The organism is Enterococcus mundtii (genome assembly GCF_002813755.1).
Taxonomy (GTDB): domain Bacteria; phylum Bacillota; class Bacilli; order Lactobacillales; family Enterococcaceae; genus Enterococcus_B; species Enterococcus_B mundtii.
On record NZ_CP018061.1, the window covers coordinates 1396521 to 1417560 of the forward strand.

Below are 21040 nucleotides of genomic sequence, written 5' to 3' on the forward strand. Positions count from 1 at the left end.
TCAACTATCTCTATTAGAATAAACATCTTCCCTATTATAACAAAAAAAACATGGAGGACAACTCGTTGAGGAAAACAAAAAAATAAGCTCCCCAATTTTTTGGAGAAGCTTAAGAAATTCTATAACATTGATAATAAAAACACAGACGCAAGTCCTGTAATGACAGACAACGCCATTGAGCGAGTCTTATAAGCAACACCTGCTACAAATAGCATTGCAACAATTTTGATGTTCCACGCAATATCTAAATGTTCATGCGTGATAAAAACATCTTTGAAGGCTAACGCTGCAAACAAAGCAACTGGTACATATTTCATCCATTCGCTAAACCATTTAGGCACTTTTCGATGTGTAAAATAAAGCATAGGAAAAACTCGTGGAATGTAGGCAACGACAAATAAGCTGATCACCAATAACAACAAGTACCACTCATTCATGATGTTGCACCTCCTGTTCTGGGAAATGGAACAATGGCTCATTCAAAGGTTGGGTCTCTTTGCTGGATTTCTTTTCTTTTTCCTTCTTGAAGGCTCTTTCTAATACAAAACCTGCTGAAGAAGCAATCAATGTTGCAACGATCAAACCGAAAGTGTTTTGGAAAAGTACCATGAATATGACACTGAGTATCCCAGAAAAGATCCCTGTGAAGATGAGTAAAGCATTTTTCATTTGCATGATGAACATAAAAATAAACATAGCAGTTAAGGCAAAATGCACCAAATCCGTATCCACTCGGATCACTGATCCAAAAATATTTCCGACCATGTTGCTGATCGCCCAAGCCCCCATTGAAAACCAATTGACATATAAAGCTTTTCGCTTGTCCCAAGTGGGATCAGTGGAATACTTCAAATAATTGACTGCATAATTTTCGTCATTCAATGATTGAGAGAACACAGCTAAAAAGAATCGCTTTTCTTTCTTCATAAAGCCTGAAAGACTCGACCCTAGCAAAATATACCGTAGTTCTAAGAAAAAAACCATCAAAAGTGTAGTTGAAAATGGCGCTTGTGTGGTTAACATAGAGGCAACTAAGAATTGTGCGCCACCAGAAAATACTAAGATAGATAATAGACCAGCTAAGAGTGGATCAAAGCCAACTTGCTGCAGTAAGACTCCGCAAGCTAACCCAACTGGGATATAACTAAGGCAAAGTGGCAACGAAGCATGTAGCGAATCCTGCCAAGGCGCCCGTTTCTGTTTATTCATTAACGATATCTCCTTCAATTTACAACAAATAAATAGCGGACTAATTGTAACATAAATAAATAAAAATGTAGCCGTTTTATCGTTAAACAACATGATATTTTTCTCATTTTCAAAGCACAACTATTAAAAAAAATAAAAATCATCGAAAAATATAAGAGGAAATTCATTTTCCTCCTACTTTTCCGATGATTTTATTCTATATATAAACGAGTTTTTTTTTGCTATCAAACTTTTTTATAAGTAAAAAATAACACTAGTTTCTAAATTATTTCTCGACGTTCTCTATCGTCGTTTCTTGTGTTTTCTTTATTTGCGAATAATTTGGATCATATTTATCTGTTTCAATGTAAATATAGATTTTTTTATCCTTTAATTGTTCACGGATCGTCCGCTCAATATCATTGATGATCATGTGTACTTGGTATTCTTTGTTTTCATCTAGATCGATTTTTGCCGCAACTAAAATCTCTGTCGGACTTAAGTGCACAGTTTTGATATCAATGACGCGATTCACTTCATTTCGCTCAAAAGCAAATTTGATCTTTTTCAAATCTGTTGTAGTCACGCTCTCGCCAATAATCAAACTATAAAATTCTTTTGCCAGAAAGATAGCAGCACCCATCAATAAAAAGCCGATCAATAGTCCACTGATGGCATCAAAAGCAGCGATCCCTGTCACCATGGTCAACCCAGTGCCGACTAAGGCAAGAACGAGACCAATTACAGCACAGAGATCTTCGGTGAAGATCACGAGGATCTCACTGTGGCGACTTTCGCGTAAAAAGCGCATGGTTGAAAGGTTTTCAGTATTCAATTCGTGGATTTCCTTCATTGCGATTCGTAATGAACTACCTTCTATAGCGAGACCAAATAATAGAATCAGGATGACGATCCAAGGATTACCAACTTCGTGGGCGGGATGGGTAAGTTTTTCAAAAGCTTCCATCACACCTAGCGCCCCCCCGCCAAAAAACAACATCATGGCAACAATCGTACTGAAAAAATACTTTGCTCGTCCTTCGCCAAATTGGTGTAATTCACTTTGACCACGATTCGCACGTTTGTCACCGACTAGTAGTAATACTTGATTGCTACAGTCAACGATACTATGAATACTTTCATTCAACATAGCGGCACTGCCACTGATGGCATAACCGACAAATTTACTAAACGCAACTAAGAGATTAGCACCCAACGCTGCCAATACAGAAAACATTCCGCTCTTCTTCAAATTCTCCATTGCTTTTTCTTCCTTTCATTCTTAACAACATCAAAGAGTATCTAAATTAAAGATGACGGTTTGATTATTTTTTAAAATCGTTTCTTTTGCGCCCATTTTTGTATTTTTACCATCCACACTGAACATCCAATATTTTTTTTCTTCAGTATTTTGGCTCTGGCCATTGATCGAAGTAATAAATCCTTTGTCTTCTTCCACACTAAAGTTTTGTTCCAGCACATCCAGTAGGTTTTCTCCTGTATGGAAAGTCACTTTTTTTACTAAGGTATCGACCCCATCTTCTTGCAAGGTGATAGTTGCTGTTTCATTCGACACCATGGATGACGGTTTTGGATCCGCTTTTTTTGTCTCTTGATCTGTACAACCGGTAAAGAAAAGCAACATCGAACAGACAATGAGCAAACTGGTTCCTATTCTTTTCATTTTACTCCTCCTAAGTATAAAAAAGCCAAGGAGAAACCCGATTCCTTGGCTCTTTTTTCATCGATCATCTGAGTCGATCATTCTGAAATATATATCGCACGATTGCTCTTTTTCCATCAATCTTTGCGAACCATCAAAGGTACTAAAAATTCATAATTGATAAAGAAATCGATCACTGAACGATGATAGTCACCAGAAGAAATCGCTAGATCTGTCCGTGTTGTGTCTTTAAGAGAAATTTGGAGCGACTGTCCTTTATCAAGCAACACCTTATAAGTCGTGTCGTCTAATTTCTCCATATCATACTGTGGATTTTTCATTGTGACAATAAAAATATCATCTAACACTTCTTGCGTGGCTGGAAACTTACTTGCAATATCTAATCTTAGTGGCTTCGTGTTGTCTAACAAGGTTTGATCGACCGTAAAGCCTAATTTACGTGCATAAGCAAATAATTGATTCAATTTGTGATTGAAAATCGTGATCTGACTAGCCGAAAACACTCGTTCAACAGACCAATGACGAATCAATGCTAACACTCGGTCATCATCGATCTCGATCGTCATTTGTTCTGGGGATACTCGCATCAAATTGATGGATTCTACTTGGTATCGTTGGTCGATCGTCGGTAACACAAATGAGAACATCAATTCTTTTTGTGGGGTCAAACTATAATTGATTGAAAAATATCTTGTTTCCCATACATCATATGCTTGTTTGGATAATTCCAAGCCGATATCATTCAATGGTTTTAATATCTCGTAAGCGAAGTATTCGATCAAACTTGTCTTAGCAATGGCAGAAATCGGTGTATCTTCTAACACATAGCGATGATATGCGACCAATAACTCATTGAAATCCGCTTCGATCAAATATTTGCGTAATCGTAAATCAGCTAACTCTTCTTCTGCGGCTGCAATCAAGTCAACGATGTCTTCGTGATCATGTTGTTTACCAGAAAGATATGCTTGATTTTCATTGACCGCTTGCTCGATCGTTGAACGCGCATTATCTGTTTGATTCGTCGAGTTTGGGACGACTTTTTCTTTTTCATGGATTTTGGCTTCTTCGCGAATTTCTTCTACTTCATTCGCCATCTCTTTGTCGGTGCTTGATGCTTCTTCTACTGGCTCGGTCGTTCCATGATTTTCAGCTGTTACTTCTTGTAGGTCTAAATCTTCTTGTTTTGTCATCACTCGTCCCCTCCCTCTTCTACTATTTCAGGGTTTTCACTGCCAAGGTACGACATCAAGAAATGATGGATCGACTGTCTGAAACCTTCCATGTCACCAAAATACTTTTTGATTTGACGTTGTTCTTTTTCAACGATTGCAGCGCGTAACTGGTCCGCTTTTTCTTCATGTAATAAGGTTTGCTTTTGTTTTTGGATTTTTTCTGGTTCTTCGATATAAGGCAACCAACCTAATTTTTCATTTTCGAGTGCTTGTTTCTTTTGTTCTAACGCTTGGATTTCTTCGTCTATTTTTTTACGATTTAAGAATCCTTTCGTATCATCTAACTCAGTGATTTGTCGATCGATCTCTTTGATGGTCTCTTCTAAACGCTCGATCTCTGTTTTTGCAGTGATCACTTTTGCCTCTAACTCATTGATTTTTTTATCAAAATCATGGGTTTGTTGTGTCGCATAGTTCTCCCATTCCTCATCGATTTGCGGTAATACAAAGATTTCAGGTAAGCTAGCATCGATCCCGATCGTTGCTCGCTCATGAAAATAGGTGCCGATCTGGTAATAACTCATCGTCGGAGAGATGGTCTCTGTGTGTTTCATGAAGGGAAATTCTTGCAAGAAACGGTCATGGATCTTACGCATCAACAGCTGATCGATCTCATGATTTTCATTTGAGCTTTTTTTAAGCTCATCGTTCAAGCGTCCATTGTATAACTGATAGATCGCGGGAATATTCTCCTCGCGGACAGCTTGTTCAAAAGCTTGTAGATCTTCTAATAATTGTGAAAGATTCATACTTGCTTTTTCTTTGATATCGTAAAACGAAGATGCTTCCTCTTGTTCGTTTTCATCATAATGTTCGTTCGTCTGTGGGTCTATCATCTTACTGGCCTCCTCTTGCTTTTGAACGCATCAATTTTCCATCAATTATTCTATGTAATCCAATAGTATCATTTTCTAAGAAAAAAGTGTTACTAAGTATGCGCTGACTTAGAACAAAAATTACTTTTACTCGTATTAATTGAAAGTTAGAAAACATAAAAGAGCGGGTCAGCGATTCCCCGCTCTTAGCTTTATTTTTTGGGTAAATCTCTTGTTGTAAAATGGATGCGTTGATTTTCATCTCGTGTAAGTAATGTTTCTTCATTTAAGTAAGAGAACTTTAATTCATTTAGTTCACTATCTTCTAGCATATGCTCATATCCTGTAAAAATTGAGCGTATATACTGTTTGTACGCGTTTTTCTTTTTTTGTCTTTTTTTCATAGGACACCTTCCTTATCAAACCTATCATACCAATGAATGCCTTCTGAGACAAGCATGTTTCTTTTGTTTTTTCTTTGAAATTTCTTTATATACTTAATTGATAGTTGACGAAACCTTCAAAAAATGAAAAAATGCGAGAGTAGCTAAGGAGGGAAACAAGTGAAAAAAATTGGTTTTGACTCAGAAAAGTATATCGAAGAGCAATCTGCGTATATCCTTGAACGCGTTCATCATTATGATAAGTTGTATCTAGAATTTGGTGGAAAATTAGTCGATGATAAGCATGCCAAACGTGTCTTACCAGGATTTGAAGAAGATGCTAAAATCAAATTATTGCAAAAGTTGCGTGACCAAGCGGAGATTTTGATTTGTGTGTATGCTGGTGACATCGAGCGGAATAAGATTCGTGGTGATTATGGGATCACATATGATATGGATATCTTGCGCTTGATCGATGAATTGCGAGGATATGGATTATCGATCAATAGTGTAGTGATCACCCGGTATAACGGACAGCCAGCAACTAAAGTATTTATCAATAAATTGGAGCGTCGGAATATCAAAGTCTATAAACACGCTGAAATCGAGGATTATCCGATCAATGTTGAAAAAATCGTTTCAGAGGAGGGTTTCGGCAAGAACGAATACATCGAAACAACGAAACCAATCGTTGTCGTGACAGCTCCTGGTCCAGGTAGTGGGAAATTAGCTACTTGCTTGAACCAACTGTATCACGAAAGCCAAAAAGGCAATGCAGCAGGTTACTCTAAATTTGAGACTTTCCCTGTTTGGAATGTTCCATTGAAACATCCCTTGAACATTGCCTATGAAGCAGCAACAGTCGATTTGAAAGATGTCAATATGATCGATTCTTTTCATTTTGATGCCTATAATAAGGTGGCAGTCAACTACAATCGTGATATAGAGACTTTCCCAGTCATTAAACGGATCATCGAAAAAATCACTGGTAAGGAATCGGTCTACCAGTCTCCTACTGATATGGGCGTCAACCGCGTAGGCTTCGGTATCACGGATGATGAAGTCGTACAGGAAGCCTCGAAACAAGAGATCATCAGACGCTATTTCCAAACGGCTTGTGACTTTAAAAAAGGTTTGACAGATGAAGATGCCGTCAATCGTATCAAATTGATCATGGAGGAAGTCGGTTTACGTCCCGAAGACCGTAAAGTCGTGACCCCTGCTCATGAGTATGCAAAAACTAGTCAAGCGACTAGTACTGAATCGATGGCAGTGATTGCGATCGAACTTCCTGACCAAGTGATCCTTACCGGTCGGACAAGTCAATTAATGGATGCTTCGGCTGCTGTTGTCTTGAATGCGATCAAATATCTCGCCCACATCTCTGATGACATTCCGTTGTTATCGCCTCTCGTCTTGGAAACGATCCAAGGACTTAAAAGTAAGGCATTGCACTCTTCGATCGATACACTCAATCTCAATGAAGTGTTGATTGCTTTATCAATCAGTGCAGTAACTAATCCAATCGCACAAGTTGCTTATGAAAAATTAGCAGAACTTGAAGGTGCGCAAGCACATTCAACTGTGATGATCAATAAGAATGATGAACAAAACCTGAAACAATTAGGTATCGACATCACTAGTGCGCCTGTTTACCCTTCAGAAAACTTGTATTATCAATAAATAATTCTTCGAAGATGGCTAAGATAGAAAAATAGAAGTTACCTCGAAAAATAAGGTGGTATCCATGAAAATTGCTCAAATTTTTGTGGGTACTCTTTTTTTAGAAGCTGCTTCTATTTCTGACTTTTACAGGTTTCAAAGGAAAATAATAAAGTAAAGGTGTTATTTATCTAACAGGTTCAGGTCATAGTTAGCTAATAAATATAAGTAGATATATATGCCACCACCGTTAAAGTAAATCAATAATTTAGGATTTCCTGATCCACTCCTCCCCATTAAAAGACACCTGTCTTTCCCCTCTCTTCCATGTATACGCTTTAGTCTAAAAATCTCATGAAATTTCTCTCAAAAGATTCGTATTCTTTAAAAATAACATGTAGAATTAAACGGAATTTGGTAAGGAGTGATTTTTTTGAGTCAGTTTATTGGAATAATAGGTTTACTTTTAATTTTTGGGTTAGCGGTTTTGATCAGTAGCGATCGAAAAGCCATCAAACGCAAACCATTGATCATCATGCTCGTTTTGCAATTTGCGTTTGGGTTTGTTTTACTACGTACGACTTTTGGTACAGCGGTTGTTGCGATGCTAGCCAAGCTATTTGATCACTTACTGGCATTTGCCGGTGAAGGTGTCAATTTCGTCTTTGGAGGTGTAACAAACGTTGGAAGTGCCCCATTCTTCTTGAATGTGTTGATGCCAATCGTCTTTATTTCTGCAATTATTGGGATTTTGCGTTACATCAAGATTCTTCCTTTATTTATGAAAGCAGTCGGTTTAGGATTGAGTAAAATCAATGGAATGGGTAAATTAGAATCTTATAATGGTGTTGCTTCAGCAATTTTAGGCCAATCAGAAGTTTTTATCTCCATCAAAAAGGAACTACCTTTCTTGACAGAAAAGCGTCTGTTCTCGATGAGTGTTTCTGCAATGTCAACTGTTTCGATGTCCATCGTGGGTTCCTATATGGCATTGATTGATTCAAAATACGTGATCACTGCTTTAGTGTTGAATCTTTTTGGTGGGTATATTCTTGCTTCGATCGTCAATCCTTATGAGTTAGACGAAAAAGAAGATGAATTAGTGATTGAAGAAGACAAAGAACAAACATTTTTCCAAATGTTAGGCGAATATATTTTAGATGGTTTCCATGTAGCGATCACGGTGGCTGCAATGTTGATCGGTTTTGTTGCTTTGATTGCTATGATCAATGCCTTGTTCAACGGGATTTTTGGGATTACCTTCCAACAGATTTTAGGGTATATTTTTGCGCCATTTGCATTTATCAGTGGGATTCCTTGGAAAGAAGCGGTTGATGCCGGTAGTATCATGGCAACAAAACTTGTGACAAATGAGTTTGTAGCAATGACTGAATTATCGACTGGGACTTTTGAATTTACAGAACGTACCACCGCTATCTTATCAGTCTTCTTAGTATCATTTGCGAACTTCTCTTCAATTGGGATCATTTCAGGGGCAATGAAAGGGTTGAATGAAGAAAAAGGTAATCTTGTAGCAAAACATGGATTGAAAATTTTGTTCACCGCTTCATTAGTCAGCTTTTTAAGCGCAATTGTTACTGGTATACTGGTATAAAGCTATCTTTTATTTTAACATTTAAGTATACTGAACTTGGCTGGTTTGAACAGATGACCTGTTTAAATTGGTTAAGTTTTTTTATTTTAAATGACAGATTTCCACTTTTCGGTATATATTAGTTATGTACATGTCTTTGATCATGTAACTATAGAAAGGAATATTTCCTATGAATAAATGTTATGTATTTATTGGGCCTTCTGGTTCCGGAAAGACGACACTAGCTCATGCAATTTTTTCTCCACAACAAAAGATCATTACGTATACGACCCGCCCCCCACGAAAAAATGAAAAAAATCACCTTGATTACCATTTTGTTTCTCAAGAGACCTTTGAAGAAATGATCGCCCATCAGGAATTTGCCGAATGGGATCGGTACGCCGATCACTATTATGGCTCAAGTAAACAAGAGATCTCAACGAAGCTTGCACAGGGTGACTGCTTCACGGTCCTTACAGCCCCAGGTTTTTGGCACTTGTATGAACAATTTGGTCGTTGTATCGTACCTGTCTTCATCACAGTAGCAAAAGAAAAGTTGTATGAACGATTTGTACTTCGCGGAGACTCACCAGATAAAATCAGGCAAAGGCTCGCTCTCTTTGAAAAAGATCAAAAAGAACTTGAAAAATTAACACTTATTCCTACCTTGATCTCATTTGAAAATAATCAGACGTTAGAAATCGAAACAAAAAATTTAAAGCAAGCCATCCATGCAGCGGATCATCGCTGAACAGTTGGCTTGCTTTTGGTTTTGAGCAATTCACAATAATTTTTGATAGGCTTTTCTTTCTCCGTGTGTGAATGGAAATTCAATCATGCCACAATAATGAAAACCTGCCGAGTAAATCGTTTTTTCCATTGGATGATTGGTGGGGAAAGTATCGATCCGAACGTCCTTGATTCCTTGACATGCGGCAACGGTCAATAAATGTTCTAATAATTGTTTGCCAAGTCTTTTTCCTCTTACATTTTGATCAAGAGCAACTCGATGGATGGAAAGATACGGCTCTCTCCCCTCCCAATTTCCTGCAATTGCTGTATAGACCGGATCAATGCCTGCAACAAGCGCCGCAGTGCCAACGATGTCTTCTTCGTCAATCAAGACGAAGCTTTCCTGCCTTTCAATGTCTTCGATGATTCGTTCTTTTGATGGTTTTTGCTCTCCCTGCCATTGAGGCAATCCTTGCTCAGCAAGGTATGCTGCAGCTTGATCAATGATTTGTAGCACTCTCGGCACATCATCTAATGTAGTTTTTCTAAGGTACATATCTCTGCTCCTTTTATTGATCTGTGATCAACTTGTATAGCTTGTCTATTCTTGAACCACTGCGTAACCAGTCTGTCGGATGATCTAAAAGCTGACTAACTAATTCAAGATGATGTAACAATGTCCATTTCTTCAAAACTCCCAGACCCGGGAATTTTTGTTGGCGATACAAGCTGACAAGCTCAAGTAATCCTTCCGTGATATAAATTTGTTGATGGTTCCTCATCAACCAACCGTACATTTTATTGGCTGCTTCCATAAATTTCAATGCTTGATCTTTTGCGGAATCATTGGTATCTGAAATGAAGTGTTTGATTCGCATATTCCCATAAGCATCGACGTATGTAATATGCAAGGCCAACGCTCGACTGGGAAATCCTTTATCGAAGTAACGACTGCCTTCGATCGTAAAATCGGAAAACCCATGATAGCCATCCATTTGAAAGAAAAGATGATCATCGCTAAAAAAATCATCATTTTTTTCTGCATAATTTTCCACATGCCGTCTCGTTTGAAATTGATCACGGACAATGATTTTATTCTTAGGCAATTGCATGCGTAAGCGACTAGAATCAGGAATGAAAAATGTCGCATTAGTTTTGATCAAAGCTTGCCAAATCGCATTTTCTCTAGGTTGATGTTGTCCATCAAAAATAATGAATGGCGGGGGTGATTCAATCATTCTTTCATAATTGCTCGGCGTAATGATCTCTGCCTCTGCTAACGAGCTATCTTCACTGGTCACCCATGTGTGAATCGGTTGATCGAACAGTTTGAACTGACCCACTTGCGGATTCTTTATGATAATCAGCGGATGATTCTTTTTTTGAAACAACTCGACAACATTTTTTAGCGTCGCCGAATCACGTACTGGCTCGATGATTGGCTGAATCTTAGTGGATAAAAGTCCACGATTCAAACTTTCCTTTAATGCAAGTAGATCGAATTGTTTGCCACGTAAATAAGGATAATACATATATTATTCACTCCATTGGTTCAGTTGGCAGACGTCGAATATGACGTTGCTGGCGCAACCAGTCCTGTTCTTGTCGCAAGGCACGATTTTCTTCTTGCAGATCATGGATTGCTTGACTTTCGATTTCTTCAATAAACCGTTCATAGTAGCGTTCTTTTGAGAAAGGATCTTGCGTTTCTGAGCGTTTTTTTAATTCTTTGTACAGCTGATCTGAAGGGAAATATTTTACTCCCCGTTCCATTTGTTTGGCCTTTCTGACTTCTCTAAACAATGAAGCCATAAAACGATTAGTCAATGCCTCTTCTGCTACACCTAACTCACGGCGCATTGCTTTTTTTGCAATAATAAAAGTTCCAGGAACAGGCATTTCCTCTTCTAGTGCATACGAACGATAAACTAATACACCAATTTCTGGTGGGATCTCACTTTTGACTTCTTCATATAAATTTTTTGGTAAAACAAAATAATTATAGTGGCCAACAAAGGACAATTTAGCAGTTGAACGAAAATCAGCTTTTGTGACTTTCAATTCATAACAGCGCCATTCTCTTGTTCCGTCAAATTTCATCAGACAACTTAATGTGTCCACGATTCCATGATCCTCAGGCATTGTCACTTCCTCGACCACGATCCCTCCCTGTTCGATACAATAATGATACAACGATGATTCCAGCTCGATCGTTAAAGGAGTTTTCATACATTTCACCTCCGAACATATTTTCGCTTTTTATTCTACCTGAAAAGCCAAGATAATCCAACTACCATTTTATTTTTTTGTATGCGACTTGTCTAACAATAAAAAAGCAACATAGAAAAGACGAAAAATGCAACTAAAACATCACATTTTTCGTCTTTTCAATTGAACTCGTTTTTTATTGATCGATCAGCTCAACGGTAAAATCTTCTACCTGAGTGCTATGCCGTATTAAAAATTACACGATTCATTTGTTCTATACTCTCTTACGCTTTCTCGATTTCTGGTGGAAGATAAAACAAACCATGTTTTTCAAATAATTCCCCAATCTGAAACAGTAAGTCTTCTCTTCCTCTGGCAGCCATAAACTGAATCCCTAGTGGCAATCCTTCTTCACTAACATGTGTAGGTAGACTGATTGCAGGTTGCCCAGTTAAGTTCGCTAATTGTGTATAAGGAGTGATCGTCAAGCTCTCTTCAAACATCGCTGACACGACTGCCAACCCTTCATCTGCCGATAAATGAGGGACATCAGCCATCTGTTGACGGATCAAGTCACTTTGTAAGTCAGCTGTGATTTTAGGCGCAGTATCCGCAGTGGTTGGCGAAAGAAACAAATCAAAGGACTCAAACAAGCTTTCCATTGTGACAGCTGCATGATCCCATACGTGCAATGAATGCACATAGTCTGCTGCAGAAAGTTTTTTACCATATTGCCATATTGTCCATGAGATTGGCTCCAGCTCGTTGCTTTCTATCCCTCGCTGCAACCCATTTTCGATCGACTCGATCATTGCTGCCGTTTCAGCACCATTCATTTGATAATAGGAGTTGATCAATGTACGTCCATCTAAAGGATATGGAATCTCAACGATTTCATGTCCTGATTGTTCTAGAAAATGCAGTGCATTTTGAATAGCAATTTGAGCATCTACACTTACTTTCGAGCCGATTGGTGAATCAACACAGACAGCGATTTTCAAACGTTCCTTTACTGGATGCTGTTGCCAAAATGCTGGTGTCACTTGATAAGGTGCCCCACTATTGATTCCTTGTAAAGCGTGGAACAACGCTTTCGTATCTCTCATGGAAACCGTTAATCCGAAGTCGATGGACGCTCCTTGCCAGCCTCGCCAAGCATTTGGACCGACTGGCATTGTTCCTCTTGATGGCTTCAAGCCGATCAAGCCAGAAAATGAGGCTGGAATACGGATCGAACCACCCCCGTCACTGGCACCTGCCATCGGAACGATCCCTGCCGCAACTGCCGCTGCAGCTCCGCCACTTGATCCTCCTGGAGAGTATGCCAAGTTCCATGGGTTTCGTGCTGGGCCATATAATTGTGGATCGGTAATATTCTTAAAGCCAAATTCAGGCGCATTCGTTTGTCCAAATGGAACTAAACCAGCTTTTTCAACTGCTTGGACATAATTCGAATTTTTAGACGCTCGGTGTTGTTCAAAAATCCGTGAACCAGAAGTTGCTAACCAGCCTTTTTTTTCTTGTCCTAGCATTTTTAAAGGAAATGGGATTCCTGCTAGTAGCGAATCACTCTCCAATTGTGGTTGTTTTCCATTTGATTGGAAATCAAGTGATTCAAGTGTGACAAATGCGTTGATTTCTGGATTGAGCTTTTCGATTTTTCGCTTTGTTTCTGTAAAAAGTTCTTCCGAGCTGAATTGCTTTGTTTTTAAACCATTCGCAAGATATGTTGCATCTTTCATGCTCTCCCTCCTCAGTTACGGTTATTTTCTCATATGACAGAAAAAGCAACAATGTTTACGCCTAGTCTCTTATTCTAAATAGAAAAACACTTAAAGCAGCTGAATGCTTCAAGTGTTCTACTCTAGTTATAAGAATGAAAGAGGTATTACGACATCGAGCGTAATTTCCCTCTAAATTCGTCGATTGAATGGTAGCCTTTTTCCGCCATGATCGTCTCCAATTCTTTACTGATACGATCAAAAATAGCTACTCCCTCTTTGTGAAGTTCCGTGCCGATCTGTAACATACTTGCGCCACATAATAAATGTTCAAAAGCATCTTGTCCATTGCGGATACCGCCAGTACCGATGATTTTGATCTCTGGTTTCAAGCGGGTATAAAATGCCCGGACATTCGCTAACGCAGTAGGTTTGATATATTCTCCTCCAAGTCCACCAAAACCATCTTTTGGTTTGATGACGACTGTTTCACTCTCAGTATCGATATAAAGGCCATTTCCCACACTGTTGATCGAGTTCACATAGGCGATCGGGTACTGATTCAAGATTTCCGCCATTTGATCAAAGTGGGCGAAATCAAAATAAGGAGGAAGTTTGATCCCCAACGGTTTTGAGAACACTTGAAAGACTTCTTTCAATAAAGCTGCTGTTGCCTCGAAATCGTAAGCTAGCTGCGGTTTTCCTGGAACGTTCGGGCATGAAAGATTCAGCTCAGTGATCCCTTGGTAATCACTTTCTTCGATCAACTTCAACATTTCCAGATTTTCCTCTGCACTCATACCGGCAATCGAGAAAAACAATGGTTGTTCTTGTCCATGCTCTTTCTCGTAGGCCAATGCATAATCCAGATAATAGGAAAAACCTAAGTTTGGTAAGCCCATCGAATTGATACTCCCCAGTGGCACATCATAATAACGAGGTTCAGGGTTTCCTGCTCGCTCATTGATGGTACAGCTTTTTGTAATGAACGCCCCCGCATTCGAATGTGCAAGTTCATCTAATTCCGCTGTAGTCATGCAATGGACACCAGAAGCGTTCATCAAGGGATTTTCAAAAGAATGATTTAAGAAAGTAGTCGTTAAGCTCAAGTTATTCTCTCCTTTTAATAAAGCGTTTTTTCTAGTGTATCATTTAAGCGAACAAAATCAACAAAAATTTATCGAATGTTCGATCAATCATCGATTTCTGAAGACAATACTTCTCCTGTTTGACTATTGATTTTTACATTTGTCGTTTGGTTGCCATTTTTCACTTTGACATCCCAATAAGTAGTTCCTAATTCTTTATCAAGGTCCCAATCTGTAGCAGTTCCAGCGCCAACTTTTTCAACCGCGATTTTCCCAGCTTCTTCGATCGAGATCAGATTGCTGACATCTAAACCGTCTTCTGATTTTTTCTGGCCGTTTTGTTCGTCACGATCTAATTGCTCTGGATTCTCTGCCTCAAGTTTTTCGTCCATCGCATTGATTTTCACTGAATATTCGTTTTGATCATCGACACCTTCAATTTTGTAGAAGTAGCTTCCCCAATCACTATCGAGTTCTAAGCTAGTGATTGCTGCATCTGGGTATTTGTTTTGGAATAATTCAATCGCGCGATCCGCAGAAACTTGAATATCAGGGTTTGCTGTTTGTGAAGAGGATGAATCACTAGAAGCAGCAGAACCAGCAGTTGTGCTAGATTCTTCTGTCTTATTCGTAGAAGTTACGGTCGTTTCTGACGACTGGTTGGTCGTACTTGAAGGGGTATTTGTTTGGTTTGGCTGGCACCCCGCTAAAAGTAGTAAAGAAAATAAGCCTGTAAAAATAACTTTTGATTTCATAACAATTCTCCTTTTTATTAGGTATCTATTCTCAGTATAACGAAAAGAGTGAATACTGTCAGCCGATACCATGAAAAATCGGTCTACAGTCTGATTTTAAAAAAAAAGAAGAACCTGTTTTTACGTAAAAAAGTAAAAACAGGTTCTTTTCATTTAAATAAAAAAAACAAAAAATTAGTTAGTTATTTTCGATGCATTGGGATCGAATTGTTCCCTGGATGGACTAACAAGTACTGGATCACATCGATATTGCTCGATTCAAAGGATGCGGCACAGGCTTGTAAATAAAGATCCCACATACGATAGAACCGATCACCCATCTCCTGAGTCACCTGCTCTTGAACCGCATGGAAACGTTGTGTCCAATGTTGTAATGTCCATTGGTAATCACGACGTAAACTTTCTAAGTCGATCACTTGTAGATCGTTTTCCGTGATATCCTTAATCAGTTCCGTCACACCTGGTACATAACCGCCAGGGAAAATATATTTATTGATCCACGCATTCGTTGCACCACCTTGTTGTCGGCTGATTCCATGGATCAAAGCAGTTCCTTTAGGTTTCAACAAATCTTTGACTACTTTGAAATATTCAGGTAGATTTTCTGACCCTACGTGTTCGAACATCCCCACACTGGTGATATGATCGAAAGTCTCCCCTTTCAACTCACGGTAATCCATTAGAAACACACGACATTGGTCTTCTAGATGCTCTTCTTTGATTTTATTGGTGATGAAGTTGTATTGTTCTTCACTAAGAGTAATACCAGTCGCTTTGACATGATATTCTTTTGCAGCAGTAAATAGTAACGTTCCCCAGCCACAACCAATATCCAAGAGGGATTCCCCTTCTTTGATAAATAGCTTATCTAAAATATGATGGACTTTATTGATCTGTGCTTGCTCCAGACTATCTTCTGGAGTTTTGAAATAAGCACAAGAATACGTCAACGTTGAATCAAGCCATAAGCGATAAAAATCATTGCCTAAGTCATAATGAGCATGGATATCCGCTTTATTTTGTTGCTTTGTGTGTTTCTCTTTTTTTGGTAACCACTTCAGATAATCTTTGCTACGCAAGAAACTATCGGTATGACTGTAAGCATCATTGATCAATGATTGGATGTTTCCTTCGATTTCAATGCGATGATCCATATAAGCTTCCCCTAAAGAAAGAGAAGCATTTCTAGTCAACTCTTTGATTGGGATCTCTTCATTGAACGTGATCTTGATTTGCGGAGGGTTATCGGTATCCCCATACTGCTTCGTCGTTCCATCCCAATATGTGACTTCTACTGGAAGTGAAAAAGAGTGCGAAAATAGTTGATGATAAATTGTTTTTTCTAACATAATGATCCTCCTAAAACAAAAATTACACTATTACGTTATACCTATTTCGCCAAAGAATCAACAGATTACAGGTAATAAATAAAAGCTTTTTGAAAATTTCAGAAACACAAAAATAAAGAATGCAAGGACGGAGACATTTCTGCTTCCCCTCTTACATTCTTCATTTTTTGATTCGATCAGACTTGGATCGCTTTTGAATCTTTGAAGCCAGTTTTAGCAAAAATCCATAGTAACAATAAAACGGCTATGGTCGACTGGATTCCCATCATCAAGACAAAATCAAAATGGATGAAACCGACAAAACCAGCAATTATCGAACTCACACCTAGAACATTCAACATCAAATTTGCGCTCTCTTTAAAGTTTTTTATAGAAGAAAATTTGCTTTTTCTTGTTAGCCATAAAAAGAAGGCAGCGCCGAACAAAATCAAGCCAGTCATGATAAATAATAAAATACCCAACGTCAAACTGTAAGATAAAATGATCATCGGTCGATTACTCGCATAAAATTCATTCTCTAAAAACTGTTCAAACTCCTTAGGACTTGTCATTCTCATAAAATCAAATGAGGAGGGATACGACATCCTATATTCTCGTGTTTGTCCATCCTCTTCTTGACGAATCGTCCAACTGGTCTCTTCAAAATTGATTGCGGCTCCTCTTTCTGCCATTTCTTCTGTTGTCAGTGCTGTTCCGATGATGACATCGTTTGTTACACTGATGATCTCAGAGTCAGCTGTTAAGCGACCGTTGGTAAGTTGTAGTTCACGTAAGCGTGCCACCCCTTCCTGATCGATCAACGTATTCACCGATAAGAATTGTTCCATCGGGATCGCCGAGACTTGATTCGTATAAAATAAAGTAATGGGCATGACCATAAAAGAAATCAGAAACAGAAAGATCATGATAAATTTTGGCCAAGTGAGTTGTTTTCTACCTAGAAACAACTGTTTTGGACTTCTTAAGCTTGAAAAGTAATTGAGTGGGAATTTATCCATAGCAAACGACTCCTAACCTTTGGTACCGCCTGATGTCAGTCCGGTCACAAAGTTTTTTTGTAAAAAGAAGAACAATAAACATATTGGTACAGCAATCAAGATCGCTCCCGCCGCAAACAGAGAAACGCGTTGGTTGGTTACATCAGAAATAAAGGTTTGTAATCCAACTGCGACTGTTTGATTTTCAGGCGTACGAAGTAGGAAACGTGCCAACATGAAGTCACCAAATGGTCCCATAAATGCCCAAAGCGCTTGGACTGCGATCATTGGTTTGACTAATGGCAAGACGATTTGCAAGAAAATCCTAAAGTGTCCTGCGCCATCCAATTTAGCTGATTCATCTAAATCGATTGGGACTGTATCGAAGTACCCTTTCATCAGCCAAGTGTTCATTGGGATTCCGCCACCGATATAAATCATTGTCAGGAACCAATAACGATCCAATGCACCTAATAGAAAGGCCATCACATAAAAAGCGGTCAATGCTGCCATCGTTGGTACCATTTGGATCACTAGAAAGAACATCAAACTTGATTTTCTTCCGATGAAACGATAACGACTATACGTATAACCGGCAAGTGTCACAACAGTTACTTGAATGACCATCGTTAAAACAGAAATGATCAACGTATTTTTATACCACGTGCCATACAAGGTTTCATTGAATAAGCGAGAAAAATTATTTAAGGTCCAATCACCGGTGAAATCCAAACTAAAAGCAGCAATATTCCCTGGTTTGAAAGCAGTACTAGCTGTGATCAATAACGGATAGATGATAATGATCGACAATAGGATCAAAAACACATAAGTAAAGAAATGCGAAAGTCTCCGTTGGAACTTAGCACTCGTACTAAATTTTTTCATGACTAGTCCTCCATTTTGAACGCATTAGTTTTCTTGAATACCAACAGAGAAACGGCAATGACGATCATCGAAATGATCAGCGTGATCGCAGAAGCCATCGAATACTGTGGCGAGGTCCCAGTGGTCAATTTATAGATCCACGAAATCAAGATATCTGTTGATCCTGCACCACCACCGACACTTCCCGGTCCCCCATTATTGAAGAGGTAGATCATGGAGAAGTTATTGAAGTTCCCTGTATACTGCGTAATGAACGTTGGTGCTGCTACAAGAAAGATTGCTGGAAGCGTGATACTTGAGAAGCGCTGCCAAGCATTCGCACCGTCGATTTTCGCTGCTTCGTAAAGATCTTCAGAAATCGATTGTAAGATACCTGTGACCATCACATAGATGTAAGGAAAACCTAACCAGCCTTGTATCAAGATGATTGCGACTTTTGTCCAGTTCGGATCAGTTTTCCAAGGAACGGAGGCAATATCTACAAAAGGGATATTATTCAAGAATGGAATGACTTGCGTGTTGATTGCTCCCACACTATCGTTAAAGATGTTCGAAAAACTCATGATCGTGATAAATGCTGGGACTGCCCATGGTAAAAGGAAAATAATTCCAAAAACACGTTTAAATTTGATAAATTTCTGATGCGCAATTACTGCTGTAAATACACCTAACGTGATTTGTAAGGTAGTTGCACAAAGCGTCCAGATGACGGTCCAAGAGAATACGGCAACAAACGTGTTTCGATAAGAACTTAAAAAGAAAATACTGAAGAAGTTTTCTGCTCCCACCCAATCGATCAAACTTGCTGGTGGGATGTGTTTGAAATCATAATTTGTAAATGCTGTAAATAATGTCACTAGAACCGGAAAGATGATCGTGAAAATCATCAATAGATACGCTGGAAGCGTCAAGAGATAAGGAAAGCCTTCATCACCCACATTATGTATGACTTCCTTCATTGTTCGATTGATCTTTTTTCCTTCTTTTCTCATGACTGCGACACGTTTTGCATCTACTAGATTGATGAAATAAAAAAATAAAAACAAGGCAGTCACAATCAATTGCAAAGTTCCTTGGATCAACATAAATAATGAGTGATCTTCCATTGGTACACTACCTAAAGTAACTAAACCAATTAAGGATTGAAAACCACCTAAAACCATTTGGATGATAAATCCGATAAATAGTGCTAAAAATACGACCCCTTTAAATACTTGACCATTTGCAAATTGACCCAATCCTGGAATGATCGAACGTAACATCGTGCCTTTGACATTGACCGCTGTATCTTCTTGTTGCATGGTGTTGTTCCCCCCTCTTGATACTAAAAACAGGTGCTATATGTTGAAGCGCCTTTTCTATAAAATCATCTCACGTTCATCAAAGGTAAAACATGGAGCTGAGAAGCAATTTCCTTCACAGCTCCAACCTTTTTGATGATCTAATTAATATTTTTGCTCAATTGCTTCGCTGATCGTCTTCACCGCGTCGTCAGCCGATTCTTTTGGTGTTTTTCTGCCTGAACCAGCATCAAACATCAAGTTTTCTGCGCCTGTCCAAACTTCTGCCATCTCTGGAATATTTGGCATTGCTTGTGCTGTTTCATATTGTTCAATAACTGCAGTCGTCAATTCATCATTTGTGCCTTTTGCTGTTTCACGAGCCGCTTGATTGGCTGGTACTTCGTTGACCATTTCAAAGAATTTTTCTTGGTTTTCTGTATTGGTTACATAATCTAACCATTTTTGAGCCACTTCTTTATTCTTAGAGTAGTTACTTACGACCCAACCTTTTCCTCCACCAAATGGTTGATAAGATTCACCATTATTCAATGTTGGGATTTTTGATACGCCATAATTGATGTCGTTTTCTTGATAAGTTTGTGCTTGCCATGGTCCATCAATGATCGCTGCTGTCTTGTTTGACATGAACTGTTGGTTGACAAAGTCGCCAGCACTCTTGATATCTTGCATTCCTTTAGGCCAAACATTTTGGAACCAATCTGTGGCATAAGTGATTCCTTCTACTGCTCCTGCATTGTTTAACCCAATTTCAGATGGGTCTGTTCCATCTTCACCAAATACATACCCACCGTAACCAGAAATCAAGCCATATGAATAATAAAAATCAGTCCATTTTGCTAAAAATCCTGTATTCGTTCCTTCTTCAGATTCAAAATTGAAACGTTCATCTTTTGCTAACGCTTCCAAATCTTTGAAAGTTGTCGGTGCAGTGTCAACTAGATCTTTGTTATAGTATAAAACTAGTGTCTCGATAACTGCCGGTGCTCCATAGATTTTATCCTCGTACGTTACTTGAGCTTTATCCGTATCATTGTAATCTGCTTCGTTCCCCAATTTCACTTCTGCCAAATGTCCTTGTTGCCCTAATGCTCCGATCCGGTCATAAGCTGCCATCATGACATCTGGTGCTTTTCCTGCAGGACCATCTAACGCAAGCGATTCTAATTGTTCGAACATGTCTTTTTCGACTAACTTGATTTTTACGTCGTTATCTTCTTCAAATTTTGTTTTGATCTCATTGACATAATCTTTGTAGCCAGAATCGACAGAAATCGTCAATGTTTTTCCATCTTCTTCATTTGCTGCAGTTGAAGAACCGCCATTACCACAGGCAGCAAGTCCCCCGATAAACCCTAAAGATAATGCACCTAACCCGAATTTTTTTAGCAACTGTTTACTCATTTTTTTTCCTCCGATTCTATTCTATTCCTCTTACAATTTGATTATATGTTTACAAAAGC

At 38.7% G+C, this 21040-nt stretch carries 21 protein-coding genes; 3 read left to right on the forward strand and 18 right to left on the reverse strand.

Going from position 1 to position 21040, the window contains the following annotated elements:
- Nucleotides 1-119 precede the first annotated feature (119 nt).
- From EM4838_RS06660 to EM4838_RS06690, 7 genes are all read right to left on the reverse strand, one after another.
- On the reverse strand, nt 120-437 hold the full coding sequence (locus tag EM4838_RS06660; RefSeq protein ID WP_071867063.1) for an AzlD domain-containing protein: 318 nt from the start codon (nt 435-437) through the stop codon (nt 120-122).
- Nucleotides 430-1209, reverse strand: coding sequence for an AzlC family ABC transporter permease (locus EM4838_RS06665; RefSeq protein WP_071867064.1), 780 nt, complete (start codon nt 1207-1209; stop codon nt 430-432). The genes EM4838_RS06660 and EM4838_RS06665 overlap by 8 nt, the downstream gene beginning before the upstream one ends.
- Nucleotides 1210-1474: 265 nt before the next feature.
- Nucleotides 1475-2449 (reverse strand): cation diffusion facilitator family transporter, encoded by a 975-nt coding sequence (locus EM4838_RS06670; protein ID WP_071867065.1) that lies wholly within the window; start codon nt 2447-2449, stop codon nt 1475-1477.
- 30 nt (nt 2450-2479) lie between these two features.
- Entirely contained in the window at nt 2480-2872 is a 393-nt protein-coding gene (locus EM4838_RS06675; RefSeq protein ID WP_071867066.1) for a DUF4430 domain-containing protein, read from the reverse strand.
- A 116-nt stretch (nt 2873-2988) separates the two neighbouring features.
- Complete coding sequence (locus tag EM4838_RS06680) at nt 2989-4065, reverse strand: hypothetical protein (protein ID WP_071867067.1); 1077 nt, start codon at nt 4063-4065, stop codon at nt 2989-2991.
- Nucleotides 4065-4943, reverse strand: a complete 879-nt coding sequence (locus tag EM4838_RS06685; protein WP_071867068.1) for a viral A-type inclusion protein — start codon at nt 4941-4943, stop codon at nt 4065-4067. Before EM4838_RS06685 ends, EM4838_RS06680 begins: the two co-directional genes overlap by 1 nt.
- A gap of 191 nt (nt 4944-5134) precedes the next feature.
- Nucleotides 5135-5326 carry a hypothetical protein gene (locus EM4838_RS06690; protein WP_010735437.1) on the reverse strand — a complete coding sequence of 64 codons (192 nt, stop codon included), beginning with the start codon at nt 5324-5326 and terminating at the stop codon, nt 5135-5137.
- 159 nt (nt 5327-5485) lie between these two features.
- Between EM4838_RS06690 and EM4838_RS06695 the strand changes: the two genes are divergently transcribed.
- The 3 genes from EM4838_RS06695 (at nt 5486) to EM4838_RS06705 (ending at nt 9312) form a co-directional block, all read left to right on the forward strand.
- Entirely contained in the window at nt 5486-6988 is a 1503-nt protein-coding gene (locus tag EM4838_RS06695) for a DUF1846 domain-containing protein (RefSeq protein ID WP_071867069.1), read from the forward strand.
- A gap of 412 nt (nt 6989-7400) precedes the next feature.
- Nucleotides 7401-8582: a NupC/NupG family nucleoside CNT transporter gene (locus tag EM4838_RS06700; protein ID WP_071867070.1), complete on the forward strand. Its 1182-nt coding sequence runs from the start codon at nt 7401-7403 to the stop codon at nt 8580-8582.
- A 169-nt stretch (nt 8583-8751) separates the two neighbouring features.
- The gene (locus tag EM4838_RS06705) at nt 8752-9312 is read left to right on the forward strand and encodes a guanylate kinase (RefSeq protein WP_071867071.1); all 561 of its coding nucleotides are present in this window, start codon (nt 8752-8754) and stop codon (nt 9310-9312) included.
- Nucleotides 9313-9342: 30 nt separating this feature from the next.
- On the opposite strand, the gene EM4838_RS06710 is transcribed toward EM4838_RS06705, so the two are convergent.
- The 11 genes from EM4838_RS06710 to EM4838_RS06760 all read right to left on the reverse strand — a co-directional run bounded on the left by EM4838_RS06710 (nt 9343) and on the right by EM4838_RS06760 (nt 20981).
- Entirely contained in the window at nt 9343-9849 is a 507-nt protein-coding gene (locus EM4838_RS06710) for a GNAT family N-acetyltransferase (RefSeq protein ID WP_071867072.1), read from the reverse strand.
- 13 nt (nt 9850-9862) lie between these two features.
- Nucleotides 9863-10825 carry a sce7725 family protein gene (locus EM4838_RS06715; RefSeq protein WP_071867073.1) on the reverse strand — a complete coding sequence of 321 codons (963 nt, stop codon included), beginning with the start codon at nt 10823-10825 and terminating at the stop codon, nt 9863-9865.
- 7 nt (nt 10826-10832) lie between these two features.
- A complete protein-coding gene (locus tag EM4838_RS06720; RefSeq protein WP_071867074.1) occupies nt 10833-11522 on the reverse strand; it encodes a hypothetical protein in 690 nt (229 codons plus the stop codon).
- Nucleotides 11523-11785: 263 nt separating this feature from the next.
- On the reverse strand, nt 11786-13243 hold the full coding sequence (locus tag EM4838_RS06725; protein WP_071867075.1) for an amidase: 1458 nt from the start codon (nt 13241-13243) through the stop codon (nt 11786-11788).
- A gap of 146 nt (nt 13244-13389) precedes the next feature.
- The gene (locus EM4838_RS06730) at nt 13390-14331 is read right to left on the reverse strand and encodes a dihydroorotate oxidase (RefSeq protein ID WP_071867076.1); all 942 of its coding nucleotides are present in this window, start codon (nt 14329-14331) and stop codon (nt 13390-13392) included.
- 83 nt (nt 14332-14414) lie between these two features.
- Entirely contained in the window at nt 14415-15065 is a 651-nt protein-coding gene (locus EM4838_RS06735; RefSeq protein WP_071867077.1) for a PepSY domain-containing protein, read from the reverse strand.
- Between the two features lie 182 nt (nt 15066-15247).
- A complete protein-coding gene (locus EM4838_RS06740) occupies nt 15248-16414 on the reverse strand; it encodes an SAM-dependent methyltransferase (protein ID WP_071867078.1) in 1167 nt (388 codons plus the stop codon).
- Nucleotides 16415-16590: 176 nt separating this feature from the next.
- On the reverse strand, nt 16591-17412 hold the full coding sequence (locus tag EM4838_RS06745; protein WP_071867079.1) for a maltodextrose utilization protein MalA: 822 nt from the start codon (nt 17410-17412) through the stop codon (nt 16591-16593).
- Between the two features lie 12 nt (nt 17413-17424).
- A complete protein-coding gene (locus tag EM4838_RS06750) occupies nt 17425-18276 on the reverse strand; it encodes a sugar ABC transporter permease (protein ID WP_071867080.1) in 852 nt (283 codons plus the stop codon).
- Between the two features lie 2 nt (nt 18277-18278).
- Nucleotides 18279-19577: a carbohydrate ABC transporter permease gene (locus EM4838_RS06755; protein WP_071867081.1), complete on the reverse strand. Its 1299-nt coding sequence runs from the start codon at nt 19575-19577 to the stop codon at nt 18279-18281.
- Between the two features lie 144 nt (nt 19578-19721).
- Nucleotides 19722-20981, reverse strand: a complete 1260-nt coding sequence (locus EM4838_RS06760) for an extracellular solute-binding protein (protein WP_071867082.1) — start codon at nt 20979-20981, stop codon at nt 19722-19724.
- Nucleotides 20982-21040: the final 59 nt, after the last annotated feature.